The sequence below is a fragment of the Arthrobacter parietis genome (assembly GCF_039530425.1).
In the GTDB taxonomy this organism is placed as follows: Bacteria; Actinomycetota; Actinomycetes; order Actinomycetales; family Micrococcaceae; genus Arthrobacter_D; species Arthrobacter_D parietis.
The window spans coordinates 720,782-740,027 of the sequence record NZ_BAAAON010000001.1 but is presented as its reverse complement, the minus strand read 5'-3'; the positions used below and the strand labels follow the sequence as shown (position 1 = coordinate 740,027).

Sequence of the window (19,246 nt, the reverse complement as noted above, 5' to 3'; positions counted from 1 at the left end):
TTGGGACTTTTCGATTCCTGAACGTATTCAGTTGTAGGTCTAGTGCGGCTGGTTTTTGCGCCGCAGTGAGTCGATTCCGACGGCTACCGCGATCACCAGGCCGATGACCACTTGCTGCCAAAAGGAGGAGACATTGAGGAGGTTGAGGCCGTTGCGGATCACCACGAGGACCAGAGCACCGACAAGCGTGCCGCTGATACGTCCGATACCTCCTGCGAGCGAGGCACCGCCTATGACGACGGCGGCAATCGCGTCGAGCTCGTAGCCCACCGCTGCCTGCGGCTGCGCCGAGTCGAGACGGCCGGACAGCAGGAGCCCGGCCAGGCCGGCGAAGAGACCGGAGAGCGCGAACACGGTGACCAGGACCTTGCGGACGGGAACCCCGGAGAGTCGCGCTGCTTCCTTGTTACCGCCGACGGCGTACATGTAGCGGCCCATGACGGTGAAGTTCAGGATGAAGGCAGCGACCAGGCCGGCGACGACAAGGACGATGATCGGCATGGGGATGACTCCGAGATCACCGCCGAGGAAGGAAACCGCGGGTGCGGTGCCGATGGGCCGTCCTTCGGAGATAACCAGAGTGAGTCCGCGGGCAATGCTGAGCATCGCGAGTGTTGCGATGAAGGAGGGGAGCCTGCCGTACGCGACGGCGAAACCGCTGACGGCGCCGCTCAGGGCACCGATGGCGAGACCGCCAATCAGCGCGATCCAGCCGGGCATCGACCCCTGGGAGAAGATCCATGCCGACCCCATCGCGGAGAGCGCTGCAACGGACCCCACGGAAAGGTCAATGCCTGCCGCCACAATCACGAAGGTCAGACCGAACGCGAGCACCGCGATCACCGATGCCTGGATTCCGATGTTCAGCAGATTGGGTCCGGTGAGGAAGTCCGGCGTCGCGATGAACAGCGCCAGGCCGAGGACGAAGAGGCCCACCAGGGCTCCGTTGTCGGCCAGGAACCGGCCGATCCGTGAGCCGCCGCGCGCCTTCTTCGGCGCCGCCGCGGTTGCAACCTTATTCATGACCGTCCTCCATCAGCTTGTCTTCAAGATCGCGCTGTACATCGCGCACCGCCAGCGACATCACGGCATCCTGCGTGGCGTCGTCGGCGCTTAGTTCACCGGAAATATGTCCGCCGCTCATCACCAGCACCCGGTCACTCATGCCGAGGACCTCGGGCAATTCGCTGGACACCATCACGACGGCGCCGCCGGCAGCGGTGATTGCGTTCATCAGTTCGTAGATTTCGACCTTCGCGCCGACGTCGACGCCTCGGGTCGGCTCATCCAGCAGGAGCACTGACGAGTTCGCAACGATCCAGCGCGCGAAGACTGTCTTCTGCTGGTTGCCGCCGGAGAGGGAGCCGACCGTCTGGTCGAGGTTGTGCATGCGAATCCGAAGCTTGTCAGCAACGTCCTGCGCCCGCTTGCGCTGGCCGGCGCGGTCCACAAGCCCTGACTTGCCGGTCGTTGACAGCGTGGCGTATCCAATGTTCTCGTTGACCGCTGCGCCGAGAACCAGTCCATGCGCCTTCCGGTCTTCCGGAACATGCCCGACGCCGGCACGAATGGCCGCGCCGATGCTGGACTTTGGCAGCTCCTTGCCACGGACGCGGACGGAGCCGCTGGCGTAAGGATCAATGCCGGCGATTGCCCGGATGACCTCGGTACGGCCCGCCCCCACCAGCCCGGCCAGGCCGACGATTTCGCCGGCCTTCACGGTGAAGGAGACGTTGTTGATCATTCCCTTGGTGGAAAGCCCGTTGACTTCGAGGAGGGTGGCGTCCGGTCCGTCGTACTCGCGGCGGCGGGGAAACTGCTGTTCGATGGATCGGCCGACCATGAGACGGACGAGCTCATCCTCATGGGTATCCGCTGGGACCTCGGCAACGAATTCGCCGTCCCGCAGAACCGAAACCGAGTCGCCGATGGCGGCGATCTCATCCAGGTGGTGAGAGATGAAGACCATGCCGACACCGCGTTCCCGGAGATCCTCCACCACCGAGAACAGAGCGGCGATCTCACGCTTGGTGAGAGCCGCCGTCGGCTCGTCGAGGATAAGCATGCGGGCATCGAGGCTCAGCGCTTTCGCGATCTCGACCAGTTGCTGTCGGGCGATTCCAAGTTCGGCTACCTTGTGGTCAACGTCGATGTCCAAACCGATCATGGCCAGCGCCTCACGGGCGACCTCGCGCATCTTCTTCCGGTCAACGAGCCCGAAGCGGCGGGGGATGCGTCCCATGGTGATGTTCTCGGCGACGGTCATCGAGCCCACGAGGTTCAGTTCCTGGTGGATGGTGGCGATGCCAAGGGCCTCGGAAGCGTTGGTGTCCGGCAGGCGGACTTCCTTGCCGTCCACGAGGATGCGGCCCCCGTCGGGCTGGTACACGCCGGCCATCATCTTGATGAGCGTTGATTTGCCGGCGCCGTTCTCTCCGAGGAGCACCTGCACTTTGCCGGGGTGAACGTTGACGGTCACACCTTTGATGACCGTCACCGGTCCGAAGGATTTGGTGACGTTGTCCAACGTCAGGATGGGCTCGTCGGTCCCTGCGTTTTCGCTCATGGTGCTATCGCTCACGATGTGAGGCCTCCTGGAAGGGACGGGGTGGAACCGCGGACAATGAGGCGGCTGGGAAGGATTACCGATTCCGGGGTTTCACCGGCAATGACCTGAGTGAGGAGATCAACGGCAAGGCGGCCCATGGCGTTGACATCGTGGGCAATGACGGTGAGCGCGGGGTTGATCAGGCTGAAGGCCTCGATGTCGTCATAAGCGACAAAAGCGACGTCCGTGCCGATGGTCAGGCCGCGTTCGTTGCAGACACCGACGGCGCCGATGCTCATCAGGCTGTCCGCTGCAAGCAGGGCAGTCGGAGGGTGGGGGAGTTCGAGCAGGTGGTGGGCTCCGGCGGCACCACTGGCGGACTGGAAGTCACCGAAGAAAATGAGGTCGGCGTCGTCGTCGGCGTGTGTGTCCGCGAGGGCGGACTGGAAGGCGGCGAGACGTTCCCGGCCTGTGGAGGTGGACTGCGGGCCGGCGATGTAGCCGATGCGGCGATGCCCACTATTGGTCAGGTGGCGGACGGCTTCCTGGACGCCGGTGACGTTATCGGGCGTCACGCTGGGGACGGTGGTGTCCGGGATGACGCGGTCCACGAAGACGGTCGGCACTCCGCTGTCCAGCACCGACTGCAGATCGGTGACATTCCCCTGCGGTGCGGCGATGAGGCCGTCGACCCGCTGGGTCAGCATGATGTCGAAATACCGGTCCTGCTGATCGGCGTCTTCATTCGCGTTGCCGAACAGCGTGAGGTACTTGAAGTCGCGGGCGCGCTGTTCCACGGCGTGGGCAAGGTCCGCGAAGAAGGGGTTCCGGACGTCGGGGAGGACCAGTCCGATGGTCTGGGTGCTGGTCTTGCGCAGCGAGCGCGCCTGGGCGTTGGGCCGGAAACCGAGCTTGGTCGCCGCCTTGCTGACCGCGTCGCGGGCTACTTCAGAGGTAGACGGATGCCCTGAGAGTACGCGGGATGCGGTGGCTACGGATACGCCCGCCATGTCGGCGACGTTCCTGATCGTCACTGATCGCATCTGTGCATTCTCCTGGTGGTCGATCTTTGATGGAATCGTTTCCATGGAATCGATTACAAACTATGGCACAGGTCACGAAGCCAGGTCAACAGCTGTTGCGGAAGCGAAATGCAAGCGGACTCCGGTGCTCGTTCACATGAAGGAAACATTCGGAGGGCGCTTTCCTCCGGCGCTATCCTTTCCCGGGTACCTCAGCAGCGATAGGAGAGTCGAATGGACTCGACAATAGAAGCGATCCGCAACGACGTAGTACGCCGGAACCCCGGTGAAACGGAATTCCACCAGGCCGCGGACGAGGTCTTCGATTCCCTCGGCCCGGTGCTCAAGAAGCACCCCGAGTTTGTCCAGGCATCCATCCTCGAGCGGATCTGCGAGCCTGAGCGGCAGATCATCTTCCGCGTGCCCTGGGTCGACGACTCGGGCAAGGTCCGTATCAACCGCGGTTTCCGCGTTGAGTTCAACTCCGCACTCGGCCCCTACAAAGGCGGCCTCCGCTTCCACCCGTCGGTATACCTCGGGATCGTCAAGTTCCTGGGTTTCGAGCAGATCTTCAAGAACGCGCTCACGGGCATGCCCATCGGCGGCGGCAAGGGCGGATCCGACTTCGACCCCCGTGGCCGCAGCGACGGCGAGGTCATGCGCTTCTGCCAGTCATTCATGCTGGAGCTCTACCGTCACATCGGTGAATACACGGATGTGCCCGCCGGGGATATCGGCGTGGGCACCCGCGAGATCGGTTACATGTTCGGCCAGTACAAGCGGATCACCAACCGCTACGAGTCGGGCGTTCTGACCGGCAAGGGCACCGGCTGGGGCGGTTCACTGGTTCGTCCGGAGGCAACCGGCTTCGGTGCCGTCCTCTTCGCCAAGGAGATGCTCGCAACCCGCGGCCTGAGCTTCGAGGGCCAGCGCGTGGTTGTGTCCGGTTCCGGCAACGTGGCGCTGCACGCAATCGCCAAGGCGCAGTCGATGGGCGCCAATGTCATCACCTGCTCCGATTCCTCCGGTTACGTCGTCGAGGAGCAGGGTATCGACGTCGAACTCCTCCGCGACATCAAGGAAAACCAGCGTCTGCGCGTCAGTGATTACGCCGAGCAGCGCGGGTCAGGAGCGGTGTTCGTCCAGGACGGTTCCATCTGGGATGTGGACGCGACCGTCGCGCTGCCGTGCGCCACCCAGAATGAATTGGACGACGTCGCCGCGAAGCGCCTGCTCTCACGCGGACTGATTGCCGTGGCTGAAGGTGCCAACATGCCGAGCACGCCTGAGGCGATTGAGTTGTTCCAGGATGCGAAGATCCTTTTCGGTCCGGGCAAGGCGGCAAACGCCGGAGGTGTGGCGACGTCCGCTTTGGAGATGCAGCAGAACGCCAGCCGCGATGCGTGGACATTTGAGCACACCGAGCGCCGGCTGGAGGAAATCATGGCCAACATCCATGAGAGGTGCGCTACCACGGCTGACGAGTACGGACTGCCGGGCAACTATGTTGCGGGCGCCAATATCGCCGGTTTTGTGCAGGTTGCCAACGCGATGCTGGCGCTCGGGGTCGTCTAACGGCCGTGCTGTTGCCTAACCGCCCGGTGAGGCGTTTCTTACCGGGCGGTTAGACGGAACTATCCCTCGCAGTCGGCGCAGTACTTGTTGCCGTTCTTTTCCCGGGCGAGCTGTGAACGGTGTCGAACCAGGAAACAGGACATGCAGGTGAATTCATCCTGCTGTTCCGGGATGACCTGTATCTGAAGTTCCTCTTCGAGGACAGCGCCGGGCAGATCCAGGCCTTCAGCTGTGTCTGTCTCATCTGCATCGATCGCCGAATTCTGAGTGGAGGCGCTGCGCTGGGCTTTGAGTGCCTCCAGCGACTCGTTGGCCGGCTGATCCTCTTCGCGTACGCGCGGTGCGTCGTAATCCGTAGCCATGGGTGCTCGTTTGTCCTTTGCTGCTTGAGGTGCTGCAACAGGCTACACGTATTTTCTGGACTCATCCCCGGAAAAACAGTATGCGGCGTCTTTGACGAGTCACATCCGCCAGAGGCGAACACTCCAACCAAGGATGTGCAAGCCCGGACCTAGAGGTGGAACGGCGCCTCGTTCTGGTCACAGATGTCGCGAATGTGACTCACGAGCCCGCCGCTGAGCGGAATGCCGGCCGCCAGCCGTTCGGTCCGGACCGTCCGTTCGATATCCCCGGGCACCAGTACCGGGCGGTCCGGCGCTGCCGGCGGCTCCGCACGAAGGAGGTCGACAATCTGCGACACCGATGCTGCAAACTGCTCCGCGTCCCCGAAAAACGCGGGATCGATGACCAGGCAGAAGTGACCAATGTCATTCGGATCCGAGGGCTCCCTCAGCGGGGCAAACGTTGCACCAGCGAGCGCGCCGGCCAGGATCTGGACCATGAGCGCGAGCCCGTATCCCTTGTGGCTGGAGAGCTGTTCCGTCCCGCCGAGCGGACTCAAGCCGCCTTCCTTCTGATCCCGCAGCTGGCTATAGCCCGCGTGGGAGTCGGTGACCGGTTGGCCGGCGCCGTCCAGCACCCACCCGGCAGGCAGCGGCTTCTCGAGGTAGTCGTACACCTTCACCTTGTTCATCGCGACGGTGCTGGTGGACATATCGAGGAGGAACGGCTCCGCCTCGTTGGCGCTGGGTGCGGCGAACGCCAGCGGATTGGTTCCGAGCACCGGCCTCGAACCGCGGGTGGGAACCACCGTCTTGGTAGGGGTGGTCGAGGTGACCAGCCCAATCTGACCGGATTCCGCGGCGATCCTCGCGTAGTAGCCAGCCGCCCCGAAGTGGTGCGACCGCCGTACGGTCACAACTCCGACGCCGGTCTCCCGCGCCTTGGAGACGGCGAGCCGCATTGCGGTCACCATCGCTGAATGCCCGAGATTGTGCCCGCCATCGACGACGGCGGTGGACGGACCCTCACGCTCAATCACAGCTTCCGCGCGGGTGTCGAGCTTTCCTGCATTGATGAGCCGCTGGTACATGGGCAGCATGGAGATCCCGTGCGAATCGATGCCCGCCAGATCGGTGTCCACCATCACTTCCGCGGTGATCTCCGCACGCTCCGGAGTCATACCCCACGCGGAAAGTACCGCCAGAATCTGCTGCCGGACAGTGCCTGCTGAGTACTGCGTCATCGGTGCCTCCCGCGGCCTGGTTCTACTTCATCCCTTACTGACAACACTAGGACGAAACCCCGCTACGCCGGCGCAGCAAACTTACGACGGCGGTACTCGGTTGGGCTCACTCCGAACCTCCGTTTGAATGCAGTGCTCAGCGCGAAGGGGCTGCCGTAGCCGATCTCACCCGCGATCCACGCCGTGGTGTGGTGCGGGTCCGCAAGCAGTTCGCTGGCCAGAAGCATTCGCCAGTTGGTCAGGTACGTCATGGGTGGCTCTCCGACGCGCGAGCGAAAGCGGGCCGCGAGCGTAGCCCGCGATACATTCAGTCGCCGGGCGAGCGACTCGAGCGTCCACGGTTCAGCGGGCAGTTCATGGAGCAGCTCAAGGGCCCGCCCGACGACGGCATCAGCACCCGCTGACAGCCAGCCTGTTGCACTTTCGGGGTGAGCGGCGGTCCACGCACGCACGGAATGGACCAGGAGCACATCCAGCATCCGATCGATCACGCTGCCTTGTCCGGGAGCGTCCGTTGCAACCTCGCAGGCAAGTAGCTGCACCAGCGCGGCATTGACTGCACCGGCCGGTATGACGGCGATGCGCGGCAATGCTGCCGTCACCGCGGAGCCGACCTCGGCGTCGGTCTCATACGTCCCGATCAGCATGGTGGTCTCGCCCGAAGCAGTGTTGCCCCACGTCCGGACGCCGTGGCTCATGCTCAGGTGGACCGGCTCGCCGCCGAGCGTGGTGCACGCCTGCCCGGGATGAATGACGATGCTCGCCGCCCTCCCGGGCTCATCGGCCACGCTATATGGACCGGGCCCGCGAACGAGCGCAATATCGCCCGCACTGAGAGCCGTCGAGTTCCCGTCTGCCGCCAGCCACGCACCGCCGGTCAGCATAGCCATCACCGTCAACGGCGCCTGATCCTGGACATCGAGAGACCACGGCGGGTTCATCGCCACCTGTAATGCGAAGGCCCGCCGGGCATGAGGTCCGTCGAGGAAGTGCGTCAAGGGATCCATAGCGCAAACTCTAGACGATTGCGTATGCTTCTGCTGTTTACGACTATGGGAAGTCTGCCTGAGGCAGGGTTTGCTTGGTGCATGACTGCTGATCTCTTTCAAACCGTTGCCACCACTACTTCGGCAGTATGCGCCGCGGCAACCGGTGGGGTGTACGTCGCGTTCTCCACCATGGTGATGCCCGCGCTCAACTCTCGTCCGGGGAGCGAAGCCATCGGCGCCATGCAGCGCATCAACGTCCAGGCGGTCCGTCCACCGTTCATGGTGCTGTTCTTCGGCGGCGCTGCCGCTTCGGTAGTGGCGGGGCTGACCGCGGGTACGACGGATACCTACGGTCTCGTGCGGTTGGCGGGAGCAGTGCTGTCGCTCGCCAGCTTCGGTGTGACTGCGGCCGTGAATGTTCCGCTCAACAACAGGCTTGCCCGAGTCGCGGGCGCTGGTGATCTAGCCTGGCAAGCGTTCGAGCAGCCATGGACCCGTGCGAACACCGTGCGGGGCGTGCTGGCGCTCGCCGGGGCTGCTGCCCTCGCAGGTTCCCTAACGCGGTAATCGATTCGGCGACCGAACAGGCCACTGAGCCAATTCTCATCGACATCGTCTCGGACGACATCACGGGCTGGGATATCGTCGCCAACCTGGGGCCGTTCGCCATCTTGATCACCGGACTGATCGCCGAAGGCACGTCGTACGGTGCAACGGTCTGCCCAGCCGCAGCAGGACGATGAACAGCTGCAGATCCTCGCTGCCCGCCTTCGCGTTACCACCGACAGCAAGCTGGACAAGGAAACCCCGAAGTGGGTCAAGGAGGTGGCCGCGAAGCCGCTCTGATAAATCTGCAGAAGCCCCGGACGGGTGCCTCCTTTCCGGGGCTTTCTGCTGTGCGGACCACTGGACCCGCCTAAGGTGAACGTCATGCGCTCCAACGAAACCATCGAACAAATCAACGCAGACGGGCTGATGCCTCCACGAGGCAAGTACAGTCACGTCACCATCGCTCACGGCACTGCCTACATCTCCGGTCAGTTGCCCGTGAACAGCGAGGGGGAGCCGGTCACTTCCGAGAGCTTCGCGGTGCAGGCCAAACAAACGCTGAGCAACCTCGATGCCTGCCTGGCATCGGCGGGACTCAAGCGAACCAGTCTGGTCCAGGTGCGGGTGTACCTGACGGATTTGGCTCACTGGAAAGAGTTCGACGAAATCTATGGCGAATGGATCGGTTCCCATCGCCCGGCCCGAGCCGTCGCAGGGGTAAACGCGCTCAATCATGGAGCGGCGCTCGAAATGGAAGCCACCGCCGTCGTCGATTAGAGCCACACGCTGCCCCGAAGATGAGGCGGGCACGCACAGATCAGATCTCGGCAGTTCCCCGGAAACACGTTGTCGTGGCGCCGCCCACCCAGACGGTGCCGTCGTCGTCGGCTGTGATGGTGATGTCTCCCGCCCTGCCCAGGCGGGAACCCTGCGACACCCGATAGGTGCTCGGCATTGCACCGGTGCCGGTCAGCCACTGGCCCACTGAGGCGTTCATGCTCCCGCACACCGGGTCTTCGGGAACGCCGAGAGCGGGCGCGAAGGTACGCATCTCGTAGGCATGCTCGGAACCGTCGGGATAGGCGCCGACTGCGCCGATCATCGCCGTCGGGATCCGCGACAGATCAGGTTCCAGATCGAGCACCTCCTGCGCGGTGGCCAGCCGGATGACCGCCCAGCCCGGCCCGTTGTCCACCCACTGGTGTGAGAGCACCTGGTCCTCGCGGATGCCGAACGCGGCGACGATCCCTGCGAGGTACTCGCCCTCCAGGTTCCCGGTGCGTCGCGTGGGTGGAGCGGCGAAGGACAGGATCTCGTCGCCGCGCCGGACATTGATGAGCCCCGCCGTGCACTCCTGCACAACCAGGTCATCGCGCCGCGGCGTACCGCCAGCCTCAAGCCAGGCGTGCGCTGAACCGAGCGTCGGATGACCGGCGAACGGAAGCTCACCTCCCGGGGTGAAGATCCGTACGCGGTAGTCCGCTTCCGGATTGGTGGGCGGCAGCAGGAACGTGGTTTCGGAGAGATTGGTCCAGCGAGCCACGCGCTGCATCGCGTCGTCGCTCAGCTCCTCACCATCCAGTACGACGGCGACTGGATTTCCTAGGTACGGAGTCGGAGAGAACACATCAACTTGTGCAAAGGGACGGGAGGAAGTCATGCGAGGAAGTCTGTCAGGACTGCTCGAAGGAGACCAGCCCCGGCCCCCTCTGGCCGGATAAGACGCTAGCGATCGTTCGTATACCGCAGCAGAACCACGCCGTTGCTGAACCTCCGCGTTTCCTCGAGCTTGAGATTCAGCTGGACCTTGGGATCTTCGAAGAGCGGCCGGCCTTTGCCAAGCACTACCGGATGGACGCAGATGCGGTACTCGTCCACCAGGCCGAGCCGGATAAAGCTGGCTGCGAGGTTGGCTCCGCCCAGCGCGATATCGCCGCCGATCTGCGCCTTCAGCTCGGCGATCTGTTCAGGAACGACGTCGGAAATCACCGTCGTGTTCCGGCCCGCCTCCGAAAGGGTTTGTGAGAACACATACTTGCGTGCATCCCGCCAAATCTGTGCGAACTCGATCTCCGGTTCGGAGGCATCCGGATTCTGGTCAGCGGTGGGCCAGTACTCGGCCATCAGCTCATGGGTGACGCGTCCGTCGAAGAAACCGGCCATCGCGCGGCACTGCTCGTTGAAGTAGCTGTGGAGCTCCTCGTCCACCCGGTGCCAGCTGATGTCCTGGTCGGGTCCTTCGAAGTAGCCGTCCAGGGAGACGGACATCATGAGGATGATCTTGTTCATTCAGGAACCTCCGGAAGCAGCGGGAGGCGGCAGGGCCGTCGTCGTACTGTCCAGTGAAGCACCCACACGCCTTTCGGAACAGGGAACAGAGGCTCTCTTGTCCATCAGGAATCAAGGAAAGTTCTACCGGGGGATAACCCGTTGCGCCCGGACTGCGAGACGGGATTTTTATCGTTGACAGAAAAATTGAGCAGGACTATGGTTGCCGATACAACGCACTTATATCTTATTCTTTTGCTGATTCTGTGAAAACCGCCGGCACGCGCAGGTGGGTTTTTCCCTCGTAGGTTCCCACTCACTCTTTGTATTGCAACGGAGTGCCATGAGCAGTGTTGGTCTGTTATATGTTGGCGCAGTTCTTTTCATTAACGGTCTCATGCTTATTGGAGTGGTTCCCGGTAAATCGGCAGCCATTTTGAATTTCTTCGTCGGGATTATGCAGGTTGTCTTCCCGACCATCATCCTGATTCAGGCCAACAACGACTTGCCGACGATCTTCGGCGCCGCTGGCCTGTATCTTTTTGGTTTCACATACCTGTATGTGGGAATCCTTCAAGCGACCGGAATCAGCGGCGAGGGTCTGGGCTGGTTCTCTCTCTTTGTTGCAGCCTGTGCGGTGGTGATCGGAATCCTCCAATTCACCCTGGTCGCGGACCCGGTGTTCGGCGCAATCTGGCTGACCTGGGCGGTCCTGTGGTTTCTGTTCTTCCTGCTGTTGGGGCTGGGTAAGGACTCCCTGGCCTACACCACTGGCTGGTTCACGATCTTTGTGGCCCACATAACCGGCACCATCCCCGCGTTTTTCCTGCTGGTAGGCAGGTATGAGACGAACACCGGCCTCGCCTTGCTGGTGACTGTCGCAGCAGTTGCTGCTCTTGCGGCGGCGTTCTTCCTTGGCCGAAGAGGCATCCCGCATGCCAAGCCGTCCTCACAGGACAGCCTCGCGGTACCTGCCTGATCATTCATCCGACACAGAAGGGCGCGTTCTGCATGCCGATCTATGAGTATCTCTGTCCCCAATGCGACGTGTTTGAGGCCATTCGTCCCATGAGTGCAGCTGCGGAATCGACCGAATGTCCGCAGTGCCGGCAGACCGCCCGCCGGAGGATGAGCGTGCCAAACATTTCCCGGACAGGCTCGGCAGCATTCCAACTGATCGATTCAACGTACCGTTCGGCATCGGAGCCCCAGGTCGTTTCCGGTGCGCTTCCCGCAACGGGTAATCGAAAGACGCAACGCTATTCCTCCAATCCGCTTCACAAGAAACTGCCGCGGCCCTGATCCACAGTCCGAAAGAATAGTCCTAAGGAGATGCAATGCCCGACGTTATATTTCCCCTTGATTCATCAAAGAAGTTCGAAGATCAGGAAAAGGTTGGACATAACCGGTGGCACCCGGAAATTCCTCCGGTAGCCACAGTGAAGCCCGGTGATTCATTCAGGGTTCACTGCCGCGAGTGGTTTGACGGCGCTATAGTCAACGACGACTCCGCGGATGACATTCTGAACGCTCCGTTGCTCACCGTCCACAAGCTCAGCGGGCCCTTCGCCGTCGAAGGAGTCAAGCCGGGAGACCTGCTCATCGTCGATATCCTCGACGTGGGCCCAATCCCGCAGGAAGATTCAGGCCCGCTGGCCGGGCAGGGATGGGGCTACACGGGTATCTTCGCCCGAAACAACGGCGGAGGCTTCCTGACCGAGCAGTTTCCTGACGCCTATAAGGCGATTTGGGACTTCACAGGTCAGATGGCGACGTCGCGGCACGTACCGGAAGTGTCCTATGCGGGACTCATCCACCCCGGTCTCATGGGTACGGCTCCCTCTGCAGAGTTGCTGGCGAAGTGGAACAAGCGCGAGGGCGACCTCATCGCCACGGACCCCAACCGTGTGCCGCCCCTGGCTCTGCCGCCCGAAGCGGAGCATGCCGTTCTCGGAAGCCTAGCCGCGTCGGAGTTCGACCGCGTAGCGGGCGAGGCGGCGCGCACCGCTCCACCCCGGGAAAACGGCGGTAACCAGGACATCAAGAATCTCTCCAAGGGTTCACGGATCTTCTATCCGGTCTTCGTGGACGGCGCCAACCTGTCACTGGGCGATCTCCACTTCTCACAGGGCGACGGCGAAATCACCTTCTGCGGTGCCATTGAGATGGGCGGGTTCATAGACCTCAGGGTTGATGTCATCAAGGGCGGCATGGAGACCTATGGCGTCAGTGAGAATGCGATTTTCATGCCCGGCATTGTGGAGCCGCGCTATAGCGAGTGGATCGCTTTCTCCGGCACCTCTGTGACCCTGGACGGCAAACAGCATTATCTTGACTCGCACTTGTCCTACCAGCGAGCGTGCCTGCATGCAATCGACTACCTGACGAAGTTCGGCTACAGCCCGGAGCAGGCTTACCTGTTGCTGGGATCCGCGCCGATTGAGGGGAGGTTGTCCGGGGTGGTGGATATTCCCAACTCCTGTTCAACCGTCTACCTCCCGACTGCGATGTTCGAGTTCGACGTCCGTCCCTCTGCGGCTGGGCCGCACAAGATCAACGCCGGCATAGGGGCGCCGAAGTCGAACAATACGTAGGAGGGCTGTGGCCGGTCGTTCCTTGGGGAGTGCCGGACCTACTAACTAGCACCCGCACCTTCCTCGGTTCAGCGCGCTCAAGGGCGGGCCGGATTCCCCGGGTACCGGGCCAGCACATCCGGTTCCGGCGGCGTGTTGCGTTGTGACACGCCGTGTCGGCGTCAGGAGTTGGGGGATACGGTGCGGGGCCGCGACCGGGATGCCGAACGAGTTCCGGCGCGCGTCCGGACGGCCACACCGGCACAGAGAACGACGGCGAGGCCTCCCACAACGGTCGGCCACGTCAGGTTCTCCCCGAGCAGGAGTGCAGCCCACGCGATAGTCAGGACGGGCTGCACCAGTTGTATCTGGCTCACCCGGGTCATCGGCCCGATTGCCAGGCCCCGGTACCAGGCAAAGAAGCCGAGGAACATGCTGATCACTCCGAGATAGGCGAAGGCTGCCCACTGCACCGGTGACGCGGCGGGAGGCTGCTCGACCATCGCGATGGAGGTCAGCAGAACCATGAGGGGAGCGGCCACAACGAGGGCCCAGGAGATCACCTGCCAGGAGCCCAGGTCGCGGGCCAGCAGGCCGCCCTCGGCGTAGCCGATAGCGCCGGCCGCCACAGCACCGAGCAGAAGAAGGTCCGGCCAGCTGAAGCCGCCAAGCCCGTCGGAGGTGAAAGCGGCGAAGGCAACCGTGACGGCTGCGCCGATGCCGCTCATGATCCAGAAAACCAGCGGCGGACGTTCATGCCCGCGCAGGACGGCCGCCGTCGCAGTCGCCGCCGGCAGCAGGGCGGTGACGACGGCGGCATGACTCGCCGGCACAGCGGTGAGTGCGTAGGAGGTCAGGACGGGGAAGCCCACTACGACGCCACCAGCGATGATGGCGAGCCGCGCCCACTGGATACCGCAGGGGAGCCGCTGCCGCATGATGCCCAACGCAAGGGCTGCGAGAAGCGCGGCCAGCACCGCTCGGCCGGAACCGATGAACAGCGGCGACATCCCCTCCACGGCCACCTTGGTGAACGGAACGGTGAAGGAAAATGCCGCTACGCCGAGAAGCCCCCACCAGATGCCGGCTGGCCGGTGGGATAGCGGTTCAGTTCGCACAAGAGTAGCGCTACTATTGCTGTACATGAACAACGATAGCAGTTCCCGTATCGCTGCTGCACTGAGTGACTGGATTTCCGGGGCGGCTCCAGGGTCGCGGCTGCCGTCCACCCGGGCGCTTGTCGCCGAGCATAAGGTGAGCCCGGTAACGGTGCAGAAAGCATTGCAGCTACTGACTGCCCGCGGGCTGGTGGAGAGCCGTCCCGGATCGGGAACGTTTGTGCGGTCAGTCCGGACCGCCCGGCCCGCTGACTATGGGTGGCAGACCGCCGCGTTGCGGTCCCCCAAAGCGCCCCGGCATGGCCTGCCGACCACCTTGCGGGACACTGCAAACGCCACGATTGCCTTCCACTCCGGCTATCCGGACTCCGAGCTGCTGCCGGTCCGTGCGGTCCGGGCAGCCCTGGCGCGGGCGTCACGCAGCGACGCCGCGCTGGCCCGTCCGCCTGCTGCAGGGCTTCCCGAACTGCGATCGTGGTTCGCCCAGGAACTGCGCGCAGCCACACCGGCGAGTATCACTCCACCGACGCCGAGTGACGTTCTGGTGTTGCCAGGCAGTCAGAGTGGATTGAGCGCCATCTTCCGCGCGTTGGCCGGCAGCGGGCAGCCCGTTCTGATGGAGTCACCCACCTATTGGGGCGCCATTCTGGCCGCAACGCAGGCCGGTGCCACCATCATCCCGGTTCCGACGGGCGCTGACGGGCCGGACACCGAAGCACTGGCGAGGGCCTTCGAAGAGACCGGTGCGCGCCTGTTCTACGCCCAGCCCAACTACGCCAACCCCACGGGTGCGCAGTGGGACGCCGAATGCCGCGAGCGAGTGTTGGAGATCGTCCGCGCGCACGGTGCCTTCCTTGTTGAGGATGACTGGGCCCACGACTTCGGAATCAACACCAGCCCCGCACCCGTCGCTGCGCAGGACGATTCCGGCCACGTCGTCTACCTGCGCTCGCTGACCAAAAGCGTTTCACCGTCCATCCGAGTTGCTGCCGTGATTGCCCGCGGGCCGGCACGTGAACGGATCCTCGCTGACCAGGGTGCCGAATCGATGTATGTCAGTGGCCTTCTCCAGGCGGCGGCGCTCGACGTCGTCACCCAACCGGCGTGGCAGACCCATCTCCGCGGGCTCCGGCATCAGCTCCAATCCCGCCGTGACCTGCTGCTGAGCAGCCTGCGTCAACATGCACCCTACGCGCATATCGACCATGTGCCCAAGGGCGGGCTGAATCTGTGGGCGCGGCTGCCGGACGGTACCGACGTCGAACAGTTGGCTCGCGACTGTGAGGCCAACGGCGTCGTTATTGCTGCCGGGAATGAATGGTTCCCGGCGGAACCGGTGGGCCCCTTCATCCGGCTGAACTACGCGGGACCCAACCCGAGTGCCTTCCCTGAGGGCGCGCGGATTCTCGGCGGAATGCTCGAGGACCAGGTCCGGGAGGGCGCCGTCACGGCGTAGGCGCCGCGGGGGTCTGCGTCGCCGTGGTCCCAAGCTGCTGCGCGGCAGGCGTCTCGGCGGCGGCCTGCGCGTAGGATGCCGAGACGCGCCGGTAGACCGGAGTCAGGAAAGCCAGCAGCGCGGCGGCGATGATGACGATCCCGGCGATCAGGAACACCAGCGCGATTCCGCGGGAAGTTCCCTCTCCCAGCAGTGGCGCCAATTGCGCAGCGCCTTCTGTTGAACGGGCGTAGGGGATGATCCAGATTTCGGCGATGGGCGCGATGAGGAACGCGGTGATCGGGGCCGCACCCGCCTCGAATGCCATGGCGAGTCCGAAGACCCGGCCCTGGCGCGGCAGCGGCACCACGCGTTGAATGACCGTCTGCTCTGCAGCCTCGATGAACGGGATGAGCACCAGATAGAGCCAGATACCGGCAATGTAGAGCCAGGCCCACTCGCGGATCGTAAAGACCGCGCCGATGACTCCCATAATGACGACGGCGATGAGCATCGTTCGCAGCGGATTGGCCCCGAGGCCGAACTTGCCGATCAGGGCGCCGCCGACGAGGAACCCGGTCGAACCGAGTGCAAAGTACACTCCCCACAGCTCCACGGGAAACAGTTCCAGGCCGTACGGGTCCATCAACGCCATATAGACGCCGCCCACAAAGTTGTTGAACGTGGAGAACAGGATCAGCGCGAACAAACCGGTGATCGCCAGAACGGCGGCCCAGGAGCCGCGCAGGTCAAAGCTCCCATGGGCATCCGTGGCGGCGGCGCGCACTTCCTCGGGCATGCGCAGGGTGAGCAGGTGCGCATAGGCAAGCGCTGTCAGCACCAGGGCGACGACGATCGTCCAGCCCATCCCGAGCAGCCCGACCGACAAACCGGAGAGAACGGACGTGATGATGAACATCAACCCCTGCACCATCCCCACCAGGCCGTTGGCGTTGGCCCGGCGGTCCGGCTCAATGAGGATGGTGACGGTCGTGGACAGGGCGATGTTGCGCAGATTCTCCACAACCGCGCCGATCAGGATGATCAGCGTGAAGACCCAGAACCAGGGCTGCGTCAGATCCAGCAGGCTGAACCCGGGCGTGTAGAGGAACATGACGCCGGCCAGCAGGAACATGCCCAGGGTGAAAGCTCCGGCGAACCGCATCACCGAGAGCTTGCGGTAGCGGTCCACAAACGTGCCGAAGCTGATGCTCGAGAGCGCGATCAACAGCATGTAGGCACCGCCGATCACCCCGGTGGCGATCACGTTTCGCGTCTCCAGGTAGGCCCAGAATGTCAGGGCAAACCAAAGGTAACTGGTGGTGATGTTCGCAACGCCGGTGTTGAGGAGGATGCCCCAAAACGTACGGGACCGTTCCTCCGGACTGCGTAGCGAGGTGTCGACGGCGTCGCTGTCCGTGACATCGTGGCTGTCCGTCGCGTCGTCGTACTGGGTAACCGCAGCGGCCCGTTCCGGGGCCGGATCCTGCCCGGTCATGCGCTCCAGTCTACTCGCAGCGACTGACTCGGCTAGTAGCTTCCGGAGGCTCCGCCGCCGGTGAAGCCGCCGCCGCCGTTGAAGGACGATCCTGAGGTTGTCCCGCTGCTGCCGCCCGAGTAGAGCGCAGGGCTGGCGATGTAAAGGGGAAGCCACATGGCGGGGTTCGTGACGGCGTCGTCCTTGCGATGGTTGTACCGGTACTTGCGGTACGCCTCGCGCTGCTCGTCGGTGAGGCGCAGGTCCGGATCGCTCTCCTCCGCCTCGCGGATTTCCTCGTCAGCAAGACGACGACGACGGCGACTGTCCCGCACGATGACAGCCACCACAATGCCGAAAAAGGCCACCATAGCGCCGACGATTGAGGTTGGCAGTACCCAGGCGAAGGGATCGCTGGGCGGCTCCTGCCCGTCTGCGTACAGGTAGATCTGCTCGACGGCCTCGGTGAGGCCCTGCGCGTACTCCTCGTCGGCGAAGGCAGGTTCGAGGACATCCTCGACCACGTCTTCCGCCTCGTCGTCGGAGAACTGTTCCCGCACGCCGTCGGCTGTTTCGACGCGGAGTTCCCGTTCTGCGGTGTCGGCGACAATGAGCACTCCGTTGTTGGCGCCGTCGTCTCCTACTTCCCACTCGGTGGCGACAGTGCGCGCATAGTCCTCGATGGACCCGCTGGCGTTCTCGACGGTCAGGACGGCGACCCGCGTGGCGTCGGTGCTGCGGTTTCGATCCTCGATCAGCGCGTTGAGCTCCTGCTCCTGCTGGTCGGTGAGCACCTCGGCGGCGTCCAGGACGTTGCCCTGGGTTGGCGGTGCCGGCGCTGTTGCGGGTTCGCTGCCGCAGCCGGTCAGCACAAGCAATAGCGTTGCTGCCGCCGCTGCGCCAATACCTTGTGTTCGAGTGCCCCTCACGAATTCCCCCTGTTGCATGTTCCACCTGTGCACTGGATGCGTTCCATGGTCTCAACACATCGAGTTCGCATTCGACCGTCAAAGGGATGATTTCGGGCGTTCCGCGCCCAGTTCCGCCAAACCCTTGTAGGCCCGAGGGCCCCGACATAGCATCCAGTCATGGAGATCGTCGAGTATAGGCCGTCGCGTGACCAGCTCGTCTATACCTTCGGCGGTGCTCCCCCTGTCATGACGGTGAAGCCGGGAACGGTCCTCAAGCTCTGGTCGGAGGACGCCTTCAACCACGCGCTGACCTCCGTCGAGGATCTGTCCAGCGTGAAAGTGGACCTGCGCTTCGTCAACCCGCAGACCGGACCGTTCTTCGTCGAGGGTGCAGAACCGGGTGACACACTAGTCCTCCACATCGTCGACCTGACGCCGGCCAGGACCTGGGGTGCTTCCGCCACCATCCCGTTCTTCGGAGGCCTGACCAGCACCGACCGCACCGCCCTCCTGCAGGATCCATTGCCCGACACCACCTGGATCTACCACGTCGACTCCCAGCGCAATACGGTCGGGTTCGAATCCCGGTTCGGCGATTTCCAGGTTCAATTGCCGTTGGAGCCGATGCTCGGCACGGTTGGCGTTGCCCCGCCCGGAGGAGAAGTGCGTTCCTCCCTGGTCCCCGAGCGGTTTGGCGGGAACATGGATTCGCCGGAGGTTCAGGCGGGCTCAACCATCTACCTCGGAGTAAACGTCGAGGGCGCGCTCTTCTCGATCGGCGACGGCCACTACCGGCAGGGTGAGGGCGAGGCGTGCGGCACCGCCGTCGAGGGCGCCATGGACTCCACGATCATCGTGGAGCTGATCAAGGGCGGGGCCCCGGCCTGGCCGCGCATCGAGACGGATAGCCACTGGATGGCAGTCGGCTCGTCCCGTCCGATGGAGGATTCCTGGCGAATCGGCCAGCTCGAAATGGTGCGCTGGTTCGTCGAGCTCTTCGGTCTCCATGCCATGGACGCCTACCAGCTCCTCACCCAAACGGCGCAGGCACCCATCGCCAATGCCGTGGACGCCAACTACAGCGTGGTTGTGAAGGCCGCCAAGTCGCTGTTCCCGACAGCCAACGCCTACGACGGCGTCCACACCGACCTGCGGAACCGTAGCGCCGGAATCTAGGCACCGAGGAAGGACTACAG

The 19,246-nt window shown here is 63.6% G+C and carries 20 protein-coding genes; 9 read left to right on the top strand and 11 right to left on the bottom strand.

Annotated features, from left to right (window positions below; genetic code table 11):
- Positions 1 to 39: 39 nt before the first annotated feature.
- The 3 genes from ABFX19_RS03470 to ABFX19_RS03460 are packed head-to-tail and all read right to left on the bottom strand — an operon-like array spanning position 40 to position 3,636.
- Positions 40 to 1,023 carry an ABC transporter permease gene (locus tag ABFX19_RS03470; protein ID WP_346027480.1) on the bottom strand — a complete coding sequence of 328 codons (984 nt, stop codon included), beginning with the start codon at positions 1,021 to 1,023 and terminating at the stop codon, positions 40 to 42.
- Positions 1,016 to 2,581 carry a sugar ABC transporter ATP-binding protein gene (locus ABFX19_RS03465; RefSeq protein WP_346027479.1) on the bottom strand — a complete coding sequence of 522 codons (1,566 nt, stop codon included), beginning with the start codon at positions 2,579 to 2,581 and terminating at the stop codon, positions 1,016 to 1,018. The genes ABFX19_RS03470 and ABFX19_RS03465 overlap by 8 nt, the downstream gene beginning before the upstream one ends.
- Complete coding sequence (locus ABFX19_RS03460) at positions 2,578 to 3,636, bottom strand: LacI family DNA-binding transcriptional regulator (protein ID WP_346027478.1); 1,059 nt, start codon at positions 3,634 to 3,636, stop codon at positions 2,578 to 2,580. Before ABFX19_RS03460 ends, ABFX19_RS03465 begins: the two co-directional genes overlap by 4 nt.
- Before the next feature lie 168 nt (positions 3,637 to 3,804).
- On the opposite strand from ABFX19_RS03460, the gene gdhA reads away from it, so the two are divergent.
- Entirely contained in the window at positions 3,805 to 5,145 is a 1,341-nt protein-coding gene (gene gdhA, locus ABFX19_RS03455; protein WP_346027477.1) for an NADP-specific glutamate dehydrogenase, read from the top strand.
- Between the two features lie 59 nt (positions 5,146 to 5,204).
- On the opposite strand, the gene ABFX19_RS03450 is transcribed toward gdhA, so the two are convergent.
- The 3 genes from ABFX19_RS03450 to ABFX19_RS03440 all read right to left on the bottom strand — a co-directional run bounded on the left by ABFX19_RS03450 (position 5,205) and on the right by ABFX19_RS03440 (position 7,737).
- Entirely contained in the window at positions 5,205 to 5,507 is a 303-nt protein-coding gene (locus ABFX19_RS03450) for a DUF4193 domain-containing protein (RefSeq protein ID WP_056544775.1), read from the bottom strand.
- A gap of 149 nt (positions 5,508 to 5,656) precedes the next feature.
- Complete coding sequence (locus ABFX19_RS03445) at positions 5,657 to 6,730, bottom strand: Ldh family oxidoreductase (RefSeq protein WP_346027476.1); 1,074 nt, start codon at positions 6,728 to 6,730, stop codon at positions 5,657 to 5,659.
- A 62-nt stretch (positions 6,731 to 6,792) separates the two neighbouring features.
- Positions 6,793 to 7,737, bottom strand: coding sequence for an AraC family transcriptional regulator (locus tag ABFX19_RS03440; RefSeq protein ID WP_346027475.1), 945 nt, complete (start codon positions 7,735 to 7,737; stop codon positions 6,793 to 6,795).
- Between the two features lie 81 nt (positions 7,738 to 7,818).
- On the opposite strand from ABFX19_RS03440, the gene ABFX19_RS03435 reads away from it, so the two are divergent.
- The 3 genes from ABFX19_RS03435 (at position 7,819) to ABFX19_RS03425 (ending at position 9,045) form a co-directional block, all read left to right on the top strand.
- A complete protein-coding gene (locus ABFX19_RS03435; RefSeq protein WP_346027474.1) occupies positions 7,819 to 8,286 on the top strand; it encodes an anthrone oxygenase family protein in 468 nt (155 codons plus the stop codon).
- 141 nt (positions 8,287 to 8,427) lie between these two features.
- The gene (locus ABFX19_RS03430; RefSeq protein WP_346027473.1) at positions 8,428 to 8,565 is read left to right on the top strand and encodes a hypothetical protein; all 138 of its coding nucleotides are present in this window, start codon (positions 8,428 to 8,430) and stop codon (positions 8,563 to 8,565) included.
- A gap of 84 nt (positions 8,566 to 8,649) precedes the next feature.
- Positions 8,650 to 9,045 carry a RidA family protein gene (locus ABFX19_RS03425; RefSeq protein WP_346027472.1) on the top strand — a complete coding sequence of 132 codons (396 nt, stop codon included), beginning with the start codon at positions 8,650 to 8,652 and terminating at the stop codon, positions 9,043 to 9,045.
- A gap of 40 nt (positions 9,046 to 9,085) precedes the next feature.
- Here the strand turns inward: ABFX19_RS03425 and ABFX19_RS03420 are convergent, their stop codons facing one another.
- Together ABFX19_RS03420 and ABFX19_RS03415 are read right to left on the bottom strand one after the other, a co-directional pair.
- Complete coding sequence (locus ABFX19_RS03420) at positions 9,086 to 9,928, bottom strand: PhzF family phenazine biosynthesis protein (RefSeq protein ID WP_277359429.1); 843 nt, start codon at positions 9,926 to 9,928, stop codon at positions 9,086 to 9,088.
- Positions 9,929 to 9,993: 65 nt separating this feature from the next.
- Positions 9,994 to 10,557, bottom strand: a complete 564-nt coding sequence (locus ABFX19_RS03415) for a dihydrofolate reductase family protein (protein ID WP_346027471.1) — start codon at positions 10,555 to 10,557, stop codon at positions 9,994 to 9,996.
- Positions 10,558 to 10,879: 322 nt separating this feature from the next.
- Here ABFX19_RS03415 and ABFX19_RS03410 point away from each other — a divergent pair, with 322 nt between their 5' ends.
- From ABFX19_RS03410 to fmdA, 3 genes are read left to right on the top strand one after another with little or no spacing between them, the layout of a single operon-like run.
- The gene (locus tag ABFX19_RS03410) at positions 10,880 to 11,515 is read left to right on the top strand and encodes an AmiS/UreI family transporter (RefSeq protein WP_346027470.1); all 636 of its coding nucleotides are present in this window, start codon (positions 10,880 to 10,882) and stop codon (positions 11,513 to 11,515) included.
- A 32-nt stretch (positions 11,516 to 11,547) separates the two neighbouring features.
- Positions 11,548 to 11,838, top strand: a complete 291-nt coding sequence (locus ABFX19_RS03405; RefSeq protein ID WP_346027469.1) for an FmdB family zinc ribbon protein — start codon at positions 11,548 to 11,550, stop codon at positions 11,836 to 11,838.
- Positions 11,839 to 11,873: 35 nt separating this feature from the next.
- Entirely contained in the window at positions 11,874 to 13,130 is a 1,257-nt protein-coding gene (gene fmdA, locus ABFX19_RS03400; protein WP_346027468.1) for a formamidase, read from the top strand.
- Between the two features lie 161 nt (positions 13,131 to 13,291).
- Here fmdA and ABFX19_RS03395 read toward each other — a convergent pair whose 3' ends face one another.
- On the bottom strand, positions 13,292 to 14,254 hold the full coding sequence (locus ABFX19_RS03395) for a DMT family transporter (protein WP_346027467.1): 963 nt from the start codon (positions 14,252 to 14,254) through the stop codon (positions 13,292 to 13,294).
- Between ABFX19_RS03395 and ABFX19_RS03390 the strand changes: the two genes are divergently transcribed.
- Positions 14,253 to 15,683, top strand: a complete 1,431-nt coding sequence (locus ABFX19_RS03390) for an aminotransferase-like domain-containing protein (RefSeq protein ID WP_346027466.1) — start codon at positions 14,253 to 14,255, stop codon at positions 15,681 to 15,683. The two genes, ABFX19_RS03395 and ABFX19_RS03390, sit on opposite strands and share 2 nt — an antisense overlap.
- Here the strand turns inward: ABFX19_RS03390 and ABFX19_RS03385 are convergent.
- Positions 15,673 to 17,160, bottom strand: coding sequence for an MFS transporter (locus tag ABFX19_RS03385; protein WP_346027465.1), 1,488 nt, complete (start codon positions 17,158 to 17,160; stop codon positions 15,673 to 15,675). The genes ABFX19_RS03390 and ABFX19_RS03385 overlap by 11 nt on opposite strands.
- A gap of 32 nt (positions 17,161 to 17,192) precedes the next feature.
- A complete protein-coding gene (locus ABFX19_RS03380) occupies positions 17,193 to 18,068 on the bottom strand; it encodes a TPM domain-containing protein (RefSeq protein WP_346027464.1) in 876 nt (291 codons plus the stop codon).
- Positions 18,069 to 18,227: 159 nt separating this feature from the next.
- Between ABFX19_RS03380 and ABFX19_RS03375 the strand changes: the two genes are divergently transcribed.
- Positions 18,228 to 19,226 (top strand): acetamidase/formamidase family protein, encoded by a 999-nt coding sequence (locus tag ABFX19_RS03375; protein ID WP_346027463.1) that lies wholly within the window; start codon positions 18,228 to 18,230, stop codon positions 19,224 to 19,226.
- Positions 19,227 to 19,246 lie beyond the last annotated feature (20 nt).